The 13,837-nt window shown below is 66.6% G+C and carries 12 protein-coding genes; 7 read left to right on the top strand and 5 right to left on the bottom strand.

What is annotated here, in order from left to right:
• The first annotated feature begins 50 nt into the window (after positions 1-50).
• Positions 51-974, top strand: a complete 924-nt coding sequence (locus NFL01S_RS27740; RefSeq protein WP_062979242.1) for a helix-turn-helix transcriptional regulator — start codon at positions 51-53, stop codon at positions 972-974.
• An 11-nt stretch (positions 975-985) separates the two neighbouring features.
• Here NFL01S_RS27740 and NFL01S_RS27735 read toward each other — a convergent pair whose 3' ends face one another.
• Positions 986-2,185, bottom strand: a complete 1,200-nt coding sequence (locus NFL01S_RS27735; protein ID WP_062979241.1) for a cytochrome P450 family protein — start codon at positions 2,183-2,185, stop codon at positions 986-988.
• A 518-nt stretch (positions 2,186-2,703) separates the two neighbouring features.
• Complete coding sequence (locus NFL01S_RS27730; protein ID WP_371851869.1) at positions 2,704-3,456, bottom strand: GntR family transcriptional regulator; 753 nt, start codon at positions 3,454-3,456, stop codon at positions 2,704-2,706.
• A gap of 170 nt (positions 3,457-3,626) precedes the next feature.
• Here NFL01S_RS27730 and NFL01S_RS27725 point away from each other — a divergent pair, with 170 nt between their 5' ends.
• Positions 3,627-4,784 carry a TIGR03364 family FAD-dependent oxidoreductase gene (locus tag NFL01S_RS27725; protein WP_062979239.1) on the top strand — a complete coding sequence of 386 codons (1,158 nt, stop codon included), beginning with the start codon at positions 3,627-3,629 and terminating at the stop codon, positions 4,782-4,784.
• Positions 4,785-4,989: 205 nt separating this feature from the next.
• On the opposite strand, the gene NFL01S_RS27720 is transcribed toward NFL01S_RS27725, so the two are convergent.
• From NFL01S_RS27720 to NFL01S_RS27710, 3 genes are all read right to left on the bottom strand, one after another.
• Complete coding sequence (locus NFL01S_RS27720; protein ID WP_062979238.1) at positions 4,990-5,793, bottom strand: alpha/beta fold hydrolase; 804 nt, start codon at positions 5,791-5,793, stop codon at positions 4,990-4,992.
• 195 nt (positions 5,794-5,988) lie between these two features.
• On the bottom strand, positions 5,989-6,630 hold the full coding sequence (locus tag NFL01S_RS27715; protein ID WP_062979237.1) for a dihydrofolate reductase family protein: 642 nt from the start codon (positions 6,628-6,630) through the stop codon (positions 5,989-5,991).
• A gap of 69 nt (positions 6,631-6,699) precedes the next feature.
• Positions 6,700-7,566, bottom strand: a complete 867-nt coding sequence (locus NFL01S_RS27710; protein WP_062979236.1) for an alpha/beta hydrolase family protein — start codon at positions 7,564-7,566, stop codon at positions 6,700-6,702.
• 400 nt (positions 7,567-7,966) lie between these two features.
• Here NFL01S_RS27710 and NFL01S_RS27705 point away from each other — a divergent pair, with 400 nt between their 5' ends.
• The 5 genes from NFL01S_RS27705 (at position 7,967) to NFL01S_RS27690 (ending at position 13,484) form a co-directional block, all read left to right on the top strand.
• Positions 7,967-9,232 carry a cytochrome P450 family protein gene (locus NFL01S_RS27705; protein ID WP_062979326.1) on the top strand — a complete coding sequence of 422 codons (1,266 nt, stop codon included), beginning with the start codon at positions 7,967-7,969 and terminating at the stop codon, positions 9,230-9,232.
• A 171-nt stretch (positions 9,233-9,403) separates the two neighbouring features.
• Entirely contained in the window at positions 9,404-10,231 is an 828-nt protein-coding gene (locus tag NFL01S_RS37175; RefSeq protein ID WP_245670914.1) for a hypothetical protein, read from the top strand.
• Entirely contained in the window at positions 10,123-11,472 is a 1,350-nt protein-coding gene (locus NFL01S_RS37170) for an AAA family ATPase (protein WP_503826398.1), read from the top strand. The genes NFL01S_RS37175 and NFL01S_RS37170 overlap by 109 nt, the downstream gene beginning before the upstream one ends.
• Positions 11,465-12,706 carry an McrC family protein gene (locus NFL01S_RS27695; protein ID WP_062979235.1) on the top strand — a complete coding sequence of 414 codons (1,242 nt, stop codon included), beginning with the start codon at positions 11,465-11,467 and terminating at the stop codon, positions 12,704-12,706. The genes NFL01S_RS37170 and NFL01S_RS27695 overlap by 8 nt, the downstream gene beginning before the upstream one ends.
• A gap of 244 nt (positions 12,707-12,950) precedes the next feature.
• Complete coding sequence (locus NFL01S_RS27690) at positions 12,951-13,484, top strand: hypothetical protein (protein ID WP_062979234.1); 534 nt, start codon at positions 12,951-12,953, stop codon at positions 13,482-13,484.
• Positions 13,485-13,837 lie beyond the last annotated feature (353 nt).

Below are 13,837 nucleotides of genomic sequence, written 5' to 3'. Positions count from 1 at the left end.
TGGACGGCCGATCCTGATCGATGGGAGGGCCACTCGTGCGCTGGAGCAGCGTGACCGCATGCGGTCCCGAATCGTTCGCCGGTCTGGCCGACGGATTCGTGCCGATGGCACATGAATTCGGCGACGAGCCCGAATGGCGGGCCGGGCTCACCACCCAGGAATCGGCGACCTATACGCTGCTGCGCTGGGATCAGCACGGCCGGCGGCAGTGCCATCGGAGGCCCGGCCATATCCGCCGCGAACCGGGCGACGATTTCTACTGGGTGGTGATTCCCGACCGCGGCCCCTTCGGGATCCGGTTCCGAGACGACATCACCCACGTCACACCGGGCCGCGCGACCGTAGCCGGCCTCGAAATCCCCTGCCATCTCGACATTCCGGATTCCGCGGCCTTCGCATTACAGGTTCCGCGCACCGAACTCGACCATCGGCTGCGCCCGCGCGCCCATATGAACCGTGTCCTCGATCTGCCCCGCGGACTGGGGCGGGTCGCCGACGCCATGATCCGCAGCACCCACGCCGAGCAGTCCCGGTTGTCGGCACGCGAATTCACCGCGGTCTGCGATCGGATCACCGAACTGCTGTGCATGCTCGCGGCCGGGGATACCGCACCGCAGCGCGCACACCACGCGGAGATCGCCGAAAGCATCCGGCGCTACCTGCGCGCGAATATCGGTCGCGGTGATGTGCGCCTACCGGCTGTCGCGTACGCGCTCGGCTGGTCGGAACGTCAAGTGCGGGAAGTGCTGCACGAATCCGGCACCACGTTCCGCGATCTGCGCCGGGAAGAAGCACTGCGGGTCGCCCGGGAGACCCTGGAAGATCCGCGCGCGACCATGTCCATCGCCGAACTCGCTACCCGATGCGGTTTCACGCCCGCCTGGTTCTCCGCCGCGTTCAAAGAACGCTTCGGTCAGTCGCCGCGGGAGTTCCGGCAGCGCCGCCGCGCCGAAATCGCCACGCATCGGGCGTGAACCACCCCGTCCTACGCTGCCGGCCCCAGCCGCACCGGCAGTGCGACCGGGCCGACAGTGCTGATCTGCACCGTGTACTCGATTTCCTTCGCGTCCACCGCCAAGGTCAGTTCCGGGTACCGGGTGAACAGCGTGGCCAGCGCGATCCGGCTCTCCAGACGGGCCAGAGGCGCGCCCAGGCAGAAATGCGGTCCGCGGCCGAAGGCGAGCTGATCCTTGTGCTCGTGGTCGATATCGAACACTTCGGCGTCGGAGTAGCGCAGCGGGTCGCGGCCGACCCCGCCGTGCCACAGCGTCGGTGTGCCCGCCGCGATACGCACCCCGGCGACGGTCACATCGGTGCGCGGATACCGCATGAGCGCGCCGACCACCGAAGACCGGTAGCGCAGCGCCTCCTCCACCACATCGGCCCAGCGGTTCCCCGCCTGCGCGCGGGCGAGCTGCTCCGGGAACTCCCGCAGGGCCACCACCGCGTTACCGAGCAGGTGCACCGTGGTCTCGTGCCCGGCGACGATCACCAGCCACAGCATGCTGATGAGCTCGGAGTCGGTGAGCTCGTTCTCCGCGTTGGCCGCCAGTAGCGCCGAGGTGAGATCGTCGCCCGGTTCGGCGCGTTTGCGCTGCAGCAGCTCGGCGAAATACCCGCCCATCGCCGCCATCGCCGCCTGCGCTTCCTCGCCGCTGCTGGTGACCGAAACGATGGTCAGCGTCCAATCCTTCAGCTGCGGTTGCTCGTCGGCCGGCACCCCGAACAGCTCGCAGATCACCCGGACCGGCAACGGGGTGGTGTAGTTCGCGATCAGGTCGACCTCGTCCCCGGCCGGGAAACTGTCGGCCAGTTCGTCGGCGATCCACTGAATCCGCGGCTCCAGCGCCGCGATCCGCGCCGGAGTGAACGCCTTGTTGATCGTCTGCCGCAGCCGGCGATGCTCGGCGCCGTCCTGGTTGAGCATATGTTCGGCGTCGGTGAGCGCCCGCAGTGGCCAGTCGGCGGGAATGGTGCCGTCGCGCAGCGCCGGACAGTGCGCGGGATGTTTACCGAAAACCTTGTCGTCGAGCACTTCACTCACCGCGCGATGGCTCACCGCGATCCACGCGGGCACCCCGCCGGGCAGTTCGATCGGCACGATCTCCCCCGCACGCAGGATGCGCTCATGGGTTTCGAGAATGGACTCGCCGGGTGTCGGAAGTTGGATGATCTGCTCGGACATGCTGCCTCCCTGGGCGTTTCGGTCTACCGGGGGCAAGTGTGCGGCGACGTCGCGGGCCCGGCAAACGCTGCCGGGCTTTCTGCCGCCTACCGATATTCCCGCGCACCGAACCGTAAGAATCCACGGCGCGTCACGACCGGGCCGATACCTCGGACAGCCGCCCACAGCCCCGTTCGGCACCCTCGGGCATCTGCTCCGATCCACCTCGGCCTATCCGCGTGCGGAGTGCGCCGGGCGGCCGGAGTCCCAAGGCGCGCCGGATCGCTGCCTCGTCGGCTCGCGCGCAGCGCGGCAGGTACAGCCAGTGCCGGTGTCGCCCGGCCGCCGAACACCCGTCCCCGGCCCGAAGGCTCGGCGCCGACCGTGCGCCCGAACTACTTCGGCCGTCATTTTGCCTGGCCGCGCGGTGGATCCGACTGTCGGCGCGATCCTCCCTGTCCGCAACGTCGCGGAGTCGGGGGCGTCTACGCGGCACTCCGCAGGTCGGCGCACACACGTGACCACCGCGAAGATTCGACTCATTCCGCCTGTTTGCGGACCCGCAAATCGGGCGTGGTCCCCGGGACTCCAGGGCGGGCGTTGTCGATGGTGAAGGTGACCTTGTCCGGGCGGTAGCGATCGTCGCCGTACTCGACCGGTTCCCCGGCCGCCGTCAGCGTGCGGCGCCGTTCCCGCAGCAGTGGGGCTCCCGGGGCGATACCCAGCAGTGTCGCGTCGTGGCGGTCGGCGGCCAGCGCGTCGATGGTGTGCCGGGCCGAATGCAGATCGACGCCCTGCCGGGCGAGGTGAGCGTAGATCGACGAGGCGTCGGGGTCGAAATCGAACAGCAGCCGGCCCACGGGTTCCACGAAGGTGGCGCGTTCCAGCATGACCGGTTCGCCGTCGAGCGAACGAACCCGCAGGACATCGACAACCGGCGTACCTTCGCCGATACCCAGCGCGGTAGCCGCGGCCGCACCCGCCCCGCGCCGCGCGATCTCTACCGTGCGCTGTCCCGGTGTCCGGCCTATCCGCTCCGCCCAGGCGGTGAACGAGACCAGGCTTTCGAACGGCTGCCCGGATGCGGTATCGCGCACTACGGGCGGCCGGCCCTGGCCACCGATGATCAGCCCTTCGTGCCGGAGGGTCGCCAGGGCGGTGCGCACGGTACCCCGGGACGCATCGAACTCCGCGCACAACCGCGCCTCCGAAGGTAGTGAGGCGCCGGGCGGTAGCGCACCGCGGTGGATCCGCTCCCGGAGTTCGGCGGAGACCCGGGCGTGCAACGGTATGACCACGTCGTCCTTTCGGGTTACCGGGCAACTTGACCACACAAGTATAGGATCACCGCCGCGGATTTGCGCACCGACCGCAATGAACTGGAGAAACAGTAGGTGAACTTATATATACAAGTTCCGCGGAGGCCTTGAGCCGCGACGGCCGGCTTGCGAATATTCCCGGCATGACAGCTGTCCCGCCGCCCGTACCCCGCACCCTGCCGACTCGTCCGGTCGACCTCGCCGTCGTCGGCGCCGGCATCGTCGGTCTCGCCCACGCCGTCGATGCGGTCGAGCGCGGGCTGCGGATCGCGGTCGTCGAACGCGACGCCCGCGCGGTGGGCGCCTCGATCCGCAACTTCGGCCACCTCTGCACCACCCCGCAGACCGGCACCCTCCTCGACTACGCCATGACGGCCCGCGAGAAATGGCTGCGGCTCTCGGAGATGGCGGGTTTCGACATCGTCCGCGCCGGCACGCTGGTCGTCGCGCGCAGCACCGCCGAGATGGGTGTCCTCGAGGAATTCGCCGCCGAACGCGGCCGCGAACAGGTACGCCTGCTCGACCGCTCCGGCGTCGAGAAATCCTTCCCCGCCGCCCACTCCGGCAGTGAAATCGTCGGCGGCGCGCATCTACCGCTGGACCTGCGGGTCGACCCCCGCGCCGCAGTCCCGGCGCTTACGAACTGGCTCGCAGCACACGGTGTCGATTTCTTCTGGAACACCCACGCCGGCGCCATCGCCCCCGGGGTCGTCCACACCGCCCGCGGCGACCTGCCCGCGACAGCGGTCGTCCACGCCTCGGGCCACGACGTCGACCGCCTGTTCCCCGCCCTCGCCGAAGAATACGAAGTCCGTCGCTGCAAACTGCACATGCTGGAAGTAGACCCACCCGGCGATATCCGCATCGACCCCGCCGTCCTCACCGGCTACTCGATGCTCCGCTACGGCGGCCTCGCCGCCACCGCTGCGGCCACCGAGGTCCGCCGCGAAATCACCGACCGCGCACCGGAAACCCTCGATGTGGTGATGAACCTGATGTTCACCCAGCGCCCCGACGGCGCCATCGCGCTGGGCGACACCCACCACTACGACCGCACCCACCTCCCCTTCGACGAGGAATCGGTCACCGACCTGGTGCTGCGCGAAGGCGCCCGCCTGTTCGGTGCCGACCGGCTCACCGTCCGCCGCCGCTGGCGCGGAATCTACGCCGACTCCCCCGAAACCGATTTCCTCGTCGCCACCCCCGCCCCCGGAGTCCGCGTCGTCTCGGTGACCTCCGGTATCGGAATGACCACCGCCCTCGGCCTCGCCCCCACGGTCCTCGACGATCTGATGGGGTAATCCCGCTCGCCGGGTGAGGTCAGGCGTGCCACCATTCGTCCGTGCCACAGGCGACCTCGTAGTGCCACCCTCCGTGGTCCCGCCCGTGCTCGGGAGTGGCCTTGATTCCGGCCGCGCGGAACGAAACGAAACCAGATCTTGGTCCTGTCACCCGCGCTCGCCGTGGCGCCCATCCTGCCCGAGTCGCGCGACGACGTACCGTCCGCTAACCCGCCGCGGTCGTGATGGTGGCCGCAACGTCGTCCGGCCGGGAGACCAGCGACGCATGCGAAGCGTCGAGTTCGCTCACCTGCGCACCCATCCGGCCCGCCATGAACCGCTGGGACGACGGCGGAATGACCCGGTCCTGAGCCGACACCAGATACCAGCTCGGCACCTGCGCCCACGACGGTGGGCCGGAGGGTTCGAGGTTCGCGGCGACAGCGATCGACTGCTGGTGGGCGATCATCTGGGCAGCCGTGGCATCGTCGACATCTTGCGCGAACACCTCATGGAACCGGTCCGGTGCGATATAACCGTCGAGGTTGCGGCCCATCGGGCCTTGCGGATCGTCGACGAGTTCCACCTGCAACGTCGGCGGAAGCAGCTGACTGCCCGGGAACCGGATCGGGTCCAGTGCCAGCTGCGCGATCTCCCCCTGCGCCGGCGCGAACGCCGCCACATAAACCATCGACACGACATCAGGGTCGTGCACATTACTGATAACGAACCCCCCGTACGAATGCCCGGCCAGGACGATCGGTCCCTCGACGGTGTCGAGAACCGATTGGATGGCCGCCGCATCGTGCGCGGGCCCGCGCAACGGGTTCTCCGGCGTCAGCACCTGATATCCCTGACCGCGCAGACGCTGGGCCACTCCATCCCAGCCGGTGGAATCGGCGAAGGCTCCGTGCACCAGTACCACGGTCGGCAACGACTGCGCGGCCGCGGGAATCACACCCCCCAGCACCGCAGTCAAGGCGACGATCACAGCGAACAACGCAACACGCACAGTGCGGAATGTGGTCATGGTTTCCCTGTCCGGTCTCGATCGGTTCGACACGAATTCGAGCAGCTGGGCGCCGAGAGATCCGGCGCCGCACAGGTGATACGGCCACTGATTCTAACCCCACTCGCCGACCTGCACCGGGAAATCTCCCACCTGGTTCAACGGGAGACCCGGCGATCCCCGGACCACCCACGACACGACGGCCGGATCCGGAACTCACCCGACCTCGGATACCTCACGCCCTCCTTCGACCAGATAACGCCCCGCCTGGAACTCCGCAGGTCGCAGCACCTGATACACCGCTCCCGATCCCGTCACCGCACTGTCGGCCAGTGTGAACCCCGACGCCGGCGAATACGTATCGAACAACCGCTTCCCCGGCCCGACCACCACCGGAAACACCATCAAGCGATACTCGTCGATCAACCCCGCCTCGTGCAGTGTCCGCACCAACTGCCAGCTCCCGTGCACCTGCAGTTCCCCGCCCGGACGTTGCTTCAACGCCTGCACCTGCCCGACGACGTCCCCGGCGATCGCCGTCGAGTTCTGCCACTCCGGCTCGGCCAGGGTGGTCGACACGATATGTTTCGGCAGCCCGTTCAACTTCGCCGCCACGATATCGGCGGGATCGGTGACCTGCGACCAGTACTCGTACATCATCTCGTAGGTACTCCGTCCGAGCAGCAACTCCGCCACCTGCTCGAACCACCCGCCGACGATCCGCCCGAAATCCTCGTCCCCGGTGAACGGCACCTGCCACCCACCGCGCTCGAACCCACCGCTGGTGTCCTCGTCGGGTGCTCCCGGACCCTGCATCACCCCGTCCAAGGTGAGGAATTCGTGCACCGTGAGTTTCATTCGCTGCGTCCTATCCTGTCGGCCGGTCAGTGGTAATGACCGGTCCGCTCAGCAAAAATCATCGGTCGCTCACCGATGCGCGTGCGCCCCGGTCACGTGTTCGAGAATGATCGCGCGGGCAGTAGCCCAGGCAGTCGAATCGATATCTCCGAAATCCGCATGCCCAGCCCCCTCCAGCATCGCCAACCGTGCCGGATCACCCGACGCCTGCGCAGCCCGCACATAGGACCGGGACTGCACCGGATCCACTACCGAATCGGCCGTCCCGTGCACTGCGACCACCGGAATTCCCACCGGCAGATGCTTGATCGGCGACCCCACCGCATACCGTGCGGGCTGTTCCGAGGGCGCCCCACCGAGCAACCCGCCGACGAATTCGTCATGTCCCTTACGCACGGCCAGCGCAAGGTCGAACACCCCGGCCATGATGGTCGCACTCCGCGGACGCACCCGCGGCTGCGCGCCGGGCGCCCCCGGCCCGAGCGTATGCCGCCCCGCAATCCACGCCGCCAGATGCCCACCGGCCGAATGCCCGGCCAGGTGCACTCGTCCGAGGTCGAGCCGCCCGCCTGCCGCCTGCTGGACGACAGTGGCCACCGATTCGGTGGCATCATCGGCATCGGCCAGAGTCGCCGGCCAGCCACCTTCCCCGGTCACCCGCCGATACTCGATATTCCAGACCGCGACACCCGACTCGGCCAGCGACGCCGCCAACGGTTCGAAGTATCCGAGATCGTGATCCTCGAGCCACCCACCCCCGTGCACCATCACCACCACCGGATACGGTCCCTCCCCCTCCGGCACATGCAGAATCCCGTAATTGTCGGGGTGCTCTCCGTAGACGACTTTCGTCGTATCCGCGCTGCCACGGAGAACGGGCGCTTCAGCAGCCTGCCCGCCACAGGAAACCACACCCACAGCCGTCGCTACGGTCATGAGGAGCCGCGTCACTGCCGCCCGCCAACCACACATCGGCACCTCGTCTCCCATGTCGCGAACAGACCGTCGCCCGGCTTCCTTCGCGTCACCGTAAGCATGACGTCTTCTGCTTCCGTGGATGCCACGCGGAGTCACATCGGCAATGCGCCACATGCAGACGGCGGCCGCGGCCGTGTTCACCCCCGCCCCGACCGCGTCCTGGATATCTGACCGGCACCGAGGTTCGGCCGGCCCGGTACGAGCCGGCGTCCGGGTCTCCACCCCCGGATCGATTGCGAATTGATCAATCCGGTCGGTTCGGTTCGAGTCAGGTGTCTTCGCCGAGTAGTCTCGCCACGAGCTTCCGGTGGCGTCGGTAGAGCTGTATCCCGGCGCCACCTTCACCTGTACATATGGAGTGACACAGTTGTTTCCGTCGGCCGACGCCCAGCCCACCGCACTTCCCCTCGTCCACGGGTCACCGCAGAGCTCCGACGGACCCCGGGTTCCGTTCTATGCACCGGAAATCGCTCAGGCACCCCACCGCGCCTATCGCGAAATGCGCCGCCGGTACGGCCCGCTGGTGCCGGTCGAGCTGGCTCCCGGTGTTCCGGCGACACTCGTCGTCGGATATCACACCGCTATCCGCATCCTCAACGACCCCGAGCACTTCCCGGCGGATTCCCGCACCTGGCAGAAAGATATCCCCCGCGACTGCCCCGTACTGCCGCTACTGGAATGGCGCCCGTCGGCTGTCCGGAACTCCGGTCCTGTGCACGCCCGCTATCGGCAGGCAACCGTCGCCGGTGTGAGCGGTGTCGATCTGTATTCGCTGCACAGCCGCGTGGAGAAGATCGCCATTCCACTCATCAACGCCTTCTGCGCCACCGGCTCGGCGGAACTCATCGGGCAGTACGCATTCCCGCTGACCTTCGCGCTCATCAACGACATCCTGGGCTGCCCGGCCGAAATCAGTCAACGCGCGGCGGCCGGAATGGCCACCATGATCGAGGGATCGACAACGGCCGCCGCCGAAGGCAACGCCATGCTGGAACAGGCCATGGCCGATCTGGTGAGCCTGAAAAAGCGCGAACCCGGGCACGACATCGTCACTCGCATGGTGCACGACCCGGCGAACCTCGACGACGACGAAATGCTGCACAACGTCTACAGCTTCTACGGAGCCGGTATCGAACCGCTGCAGAACCTGATCGTCAATTCGCTGCGGCTGATGCTCACCGACGAGCGTTTCGCGGGCGGCGTCCTCGGCGGAAGCCTCTCGACCCGCGACGCCGTGGACGAGGTACTGTTCACCGACCCGCCGGTGGCTAACTACGCGATCTCCTTTCCTCGCCAGCCGATTCTGATCGACGGCGTCTGGCTACCCGCTCATCAGCCGGTGATGATCAGCATCGCCGCCTGCAACAACGATCCGGCGATCGACAACGGCGAATACACCGACAACCGCGCCCACCTCGCCTGGAGTGTCGGCGCACACATGTGCCCGGCAAAAGAGGTGGCCTACCTGGTCGCACAGGAGGCAATCGACCAACTCCTCGACGCCCTGCCCGAAATACGCCTCGCCGTACCGGCCGGGGACCTCACTTGGCGCCCCGGACCTTTCCAGCGCGCGCTGACCGCCCTGCCGGTCGAGTTCCCCGAATCCGCGCCACTGACCATCTAGCCCGAAACATCCCAGCGCTCGGTCGACCTGCGCCCGACCGCATCGTGGTGCGTATACCGCCGACAGTACGCCCCTCGGAGTGACACTGCCCTGGTCCGCCGCTATTCTGACCCGGCTCTCTCCCCACGGATCACCGGCGCGTGACCACAGCGAGAACCGATGAGGAATTACATGGACATTCACGCTGCGGTCGCCGAGTTCGACCGATCCGCCTACTCCGAAAGACTGGCCGCCGGGGAGAGTCAGCGTCAGCAGATCGTCGAACTTTTCCCGCTCGACGAATGGCCCTCGATGCCGCTCGAGCGGTATGCGCTGGGCGTCGGCCAGCGCAGCGAAATGACCTATTGCCGGCTGCTCGAGTTCGTCGCCACCGAGTTCGGCAGCATCGGCGGCGGCAGCGCCCGTAAACATATGCTCTACCGGCATAAATCCGGCGAGTGGCGGCTCGCTCCTCCGCTCATGGGCCTCGGTGTGGACGAGGCGTGGCAGCGGTTGCGCAGTGAGTTCGTCGCAGCATTCGACGCCGTGGAACGGCAGGCCTTCGCCGAACTCGACGACCTCCAAGTGCTTACGTCCGGCCAGACTCTCGCGACCAAATCGATGACCACCTACTACCCGCAGCACTTCCTGCCGATCTACTCGTCGACCCACCTGCGCAAGTTCATCGCGCTGCTGGGTGGGACGCCCGAGCGGAACGCTCCCGCCTGGCGGTCCAACCGGCAACTCCGTGAGCTGGTTCGAAAAGAGCCCGCGCTGGAAGGGATGTCTTCCTCGGAGGTGATGCGGTTCCTGTACGCGAGCTTCGATCCGCGGGAGCAGAAGCGCGTGGTGTGGAAGATCGCCCCGGGCCGGGCGCGCGGCTCTGGGATGAGTGCCGGACACACAAGTACATCCGAGTCGGCTGGGACGAGGTCGGCGATCTCACTCAGTACACCAGTGACACCGAGCTCAAACATGCTCTCGACACCGAGCTGCCGGACCGCCCCGGCGGCAATCTGACCAAAGCCCGGAATCTGGTGGCGTTCCGCGATCTCGAACCGGGCGACCGGATCGTCGCCAACCAGGGCAAATCCCATGTGCTGGCGGTCGGTACAGTTTCCGGCGGTTACTACTTCGACGAGGACCTGACCGAGTATCGCCATGTGGTTCCGGTCGATTGGGACACCTCCCTGGCTCAGGATCTGGCGGAGCCGCAGAACGGCTGGGTGCCGACTTTCGCGAAGGTTCCGGAGCAGTTGTTCGCGCAGCTCACCCGCCCCCGCACGGTTTCCGGCGCCACGTCGGAGTTCGATCCCGCCGCCGAGATACCGGCGGCGGTAACCCGCGTACAGGATGCGCTCGTCCGGAAGGGTCAAGTGATCCTGTACGGCCCGCCCGGCACCGGAAAGACCCGGCTGGCGTTGCAGACAGCGTTGGTCGCTACCGGACAATCCGCGGCCCTCGGCAACCCCGCAGAGTCGCAGGAGGTCTCACATATGCTGGGTTCCGACAAAGTGCAGCTGGTGACGTTCCACCCTTCCTACGGTTACGAGGATTTCGTCGAAGGCTACAAACCGGTCGACACCCCGAACGGGCACGGGTTGCGACTCCAGCTCACCGACGGCTTGTTCCACAATCTCTGCACCGCCGCGGCCGATTCGGACGACACCTTCCTGCTCATCATCGACGAAATCAACCGTGGCGACCTGCCGCGGATCTTCGGTGAACTCGTCACTCTGCTCGAAACCGATAAACGCGGCATCCCACTGCGGTTGCCGATCAGCAAACGCACTTTTACTGTCCCGCCGAATGTTCGCATCATCGGAACGATGAACACTGCCGACCGCAGCGTCAGCCATCTCGACGCCGCGATCCGCCGACGTTTCGCCTTCGTCGAAATCGGTCCCGACCCCGACGCGGTGTCGGGCTCCGTGGGCCCGCTCGACCTCGCCTCCTTCCTTACCTCCCTCAACACCCGCATCGCCGATCACCTCGACCCGGATCACCAGATCGGCCACGCGTACCTGCTCTCGAACAGCGAACCTCTCGCCACGGACGAAGAGCTGGCCGCGGCCTTCTACCACGACATCGTTCCGCTCCTGGAGGATTACTGTGTCGGCAGAGTGGAGTTGCTCCGGGAAATCCTGGGTGACCTGATCGACCAGGACACCGGCCGCCCCGCACAGATCGCCGTCGCCGACCTCGCGGCCGCACTGGCCGCCGAGTTCACCGCCGGCCCCGACCGCGACATGGATGCCTGACCGTATCGAGATCCGGCTGGCCGAATACGAAGCGGTATCGCTGGATCTCGCTCAGCTCAGCCAGGCCGATCTGACACGCCTGCACGCACTCCAGGACCGGCGCCGCTGCACACTCACCCCACACCGCACCGGCTGGACGCTGACCGCCCGGGCAACGGTCGGGGTCCTCGCCCTGGACAGAATCCGCCTGGTCATCGCGCCGAAGCTCGCTTTCACCGGCGATTCGCTGCTGCGGTGGTTCTGTTATGCCGCTGCCGCACCGGTCCCGCACCCGGCCACGCTCCGCCGGTGGCAGGTCGACCGGCACGGCGTCACCGATATCGTCGCAGCAGCATTGCTGCACGAATGCCGAACCCTGCTGCGCGACGGCCTGCGCCGCGACTACATCCGTCACGACACAGTCGAACCCGTACTCCGCGGCCGCCTGGACACGGTGGCCCAGGCAACAAAGCGATACGGCCTGCTCGACCGCCTGCACAACCAGACCTTCGACCGCGATATCACCATCTGGGAGAACCAACTCTGCGGCCTGGCCCTCCGCGCGGCCCGCACAATGGTTGCCGACCCGCACCTTGCTCGCGAACTCACCCGCACCGCTATCGAATTCCCTACGCCGGCCTCCCGCGCCCGCGTCCTGCGTGCGCTCGACCGCACCACCTACACTCGACTCAACCGTCGCTACCGCCCCGCCCACATCTGGGCGGGTCTCGTCCTGCGCGGTGGAGGCGTCACTGATCTACTTGTCGATACCGGAGCGTCCGCGGAAAGTCTGCTGCTGGACATGCCGGCCCTGTGGGAGTCGGTGGTTCGCCGGTTGGTGCACGACGCCGCCCCACCTGGAACCGAAATCGTCACCTCCACCGGCCCGACGGCCATTACCGTCCGCGGCGATCTCTCGTCCCGGCCACCGTTCCGCCCAGACGTGCTCGTCCGGCGTTCAACCGGAACCGGCTCGCCGAGCCTGCTCCCGATCGACGCCAAATACAAGACCTACGCCAACCGAACGATAAGCGCCGCCGACGTCCATCAGCTATTGACCTACTCCTCGGGATACGCACCGCATACCGCTCCACTCGCTACCATCATCTATCCGCATCCGAACGACTCCCCCCAGCGGAGACTCCAGATCAGCGGCAACGGCCGCCACCTGGGAATCGTGCATGTCCACGGCGTCGACACCACCGCAAGCCCTGAGCAGGCCGCTGCAGCCCTGGGCGCGAGATTGTTCACGTAGTGCAGGATCGCGTCGGGAACCATCTCGGCGCTACCCAACGTGCGAAGCTCGCCACAGCGCGTGCTCGCTACTGATCACTTCTTCCGTACCGGCCGCGTCCTCGTCCGTCTCGTTGGAGTTACGGACGGTGCCGCGATCAGCGCTGCAGAAAGAATAACCCATGCCCTTGCATTAAGCTTTATCAAGCCATACTCTGTGGCCAGGTGACCTGGGGCGCCGCGCCATACATTTCGGAAGGCATTGGGTGGCAATCAACTTCAAGCTTCGGCAGCGATGCGAGATCGAGGATTCGAGCACGTGGGGCCGCTCATGGGTGGGCTGGGATAAGCACGCATCCGATCAGGTGAACTTCGAGGTGAATCGCGGCGTCTGGAACTTGGGCGCACGTGCGGAACGGGAGGGTTACGCCACGTTCTCCAGTGAGGGAACCGTGGTTGCCGTCGCCGAGATCGATCGCATCGAGAACATTTCGATGCTCGACGGAAGCATCAAACAAGCGATTGCAGGACGGGCCCTCCAGCCCGGTGACGCCGGCTACGACCTGCTGATCGGCCGCGCAGTCGACAATCACCGCAATCCCGTCACCTACATTCCCGATCACCCCGACGAAGGGCCGAGGACTTGCGCCTGCCAGTGCGGGGCCGCAGTGACCGGGAGCCGGGTTTTCCTCCCCGGTCACGATCAGAAGGCAGTCCACGATCGTATCCAACGGCAGTGGGGAAGTACCGTCGCCTTCATCAATTGGTTCGATAGGGAGTTCACTGGAGAGCGCCGGTGACCCACACCTTCCCGCACGGCGAGCGCGTAACCCGAGGACAGTGCCACTGGGAACATACTCCTGACGCCGACAAGGGACTGAACGAGTTGCTGGCCCGGGACCCATTCGCGTACGGCAACCTCATCGGTCAGATCGAAGAATCGGAGCGGGGTGGCCTCGGGCGTAGCCGATATCGACAGCCGCAGGATTACCGGTGCCCGCTCGATTACGCACCCAAGGACGAACCGGACCCACCCTGGCTGGGCAAACTGAAGGCCTCCGGCATAGGCAGGAAGACGGAATGGCGGTTGTACTTCGGGGAGCCGGTCAATCGGCAAGACCACGTCGTGGGCGTGACATTGCGGGACAGCAAA

The sequence above is a fragment of the Nocardia flavorosea NBRC 108225 genome, from assembly GCF_001613385.1.
GTDB classification, from domain to species: domain Bacteria; phylum Actinomycetota; class Actinomycetes; order Mycobacteriales; family Mycobacteriaceae; genus Nocardia; species Nocardia flavorosea.
Note: the sequence above shows the minus strand (reverse complement) of the source record. Positions and strands in the feature narration are given on the sequence as shown.

Bases quoted from the DNA above. Each gene is read 5' to 3' on its own strand.
- NFL01S_RS27735 (WP_062979241.1), bottom strand. From the start codon at position 2,185: ATGTCCGAGCAGATCATCCAACTTCCGACACCCGGCGAGTCCATTCTC.
- NFL01S_RS27725 (WP_062979239.1), top strand. From the start codon at position 3,627: ATGACAGCTGTCCCGCCGCCCGTACCCCGCACCCTGCCGACTCGTCCG.
- NFL01S_RS27720 (WP_062979238.1), bottom strand. From the start codon at position 5,793: ATGACCACATTCCGCACTGTGCGTGTTGCGTTGTTCGCTGTGATCGTC.
- NFL01S_RS27715 (WP_062979237.1), bottom strand. From the start codon at position 6,630: ATGAAACTCACGGTGCACGAATTCCTCACCTTGGACGGGGTGATGCAG.
- NFL01S_RS27710 (WP_062979236.1), bottom strand. From the start codon at position 7,566: ATGACCGTAGCGACGGCTGTGGGTGTGGTTTCCTGTGGCGGGCAGGCT.
- NFL01S_RS37175 (WP_245670914.1), top strand. From the start codon at position 9,404: ATGGACATTCACGCTGCGGTCGCCGAGTTCGACCGATCCGCCTACTCC.
- NFL01S_RS27695 (WP_062979235.1), top strand. From the start codon at position 11,465: ATGCCTGACCGTATCGAGATCCGGCTGGCCGAATACGAAGCGGTATCG.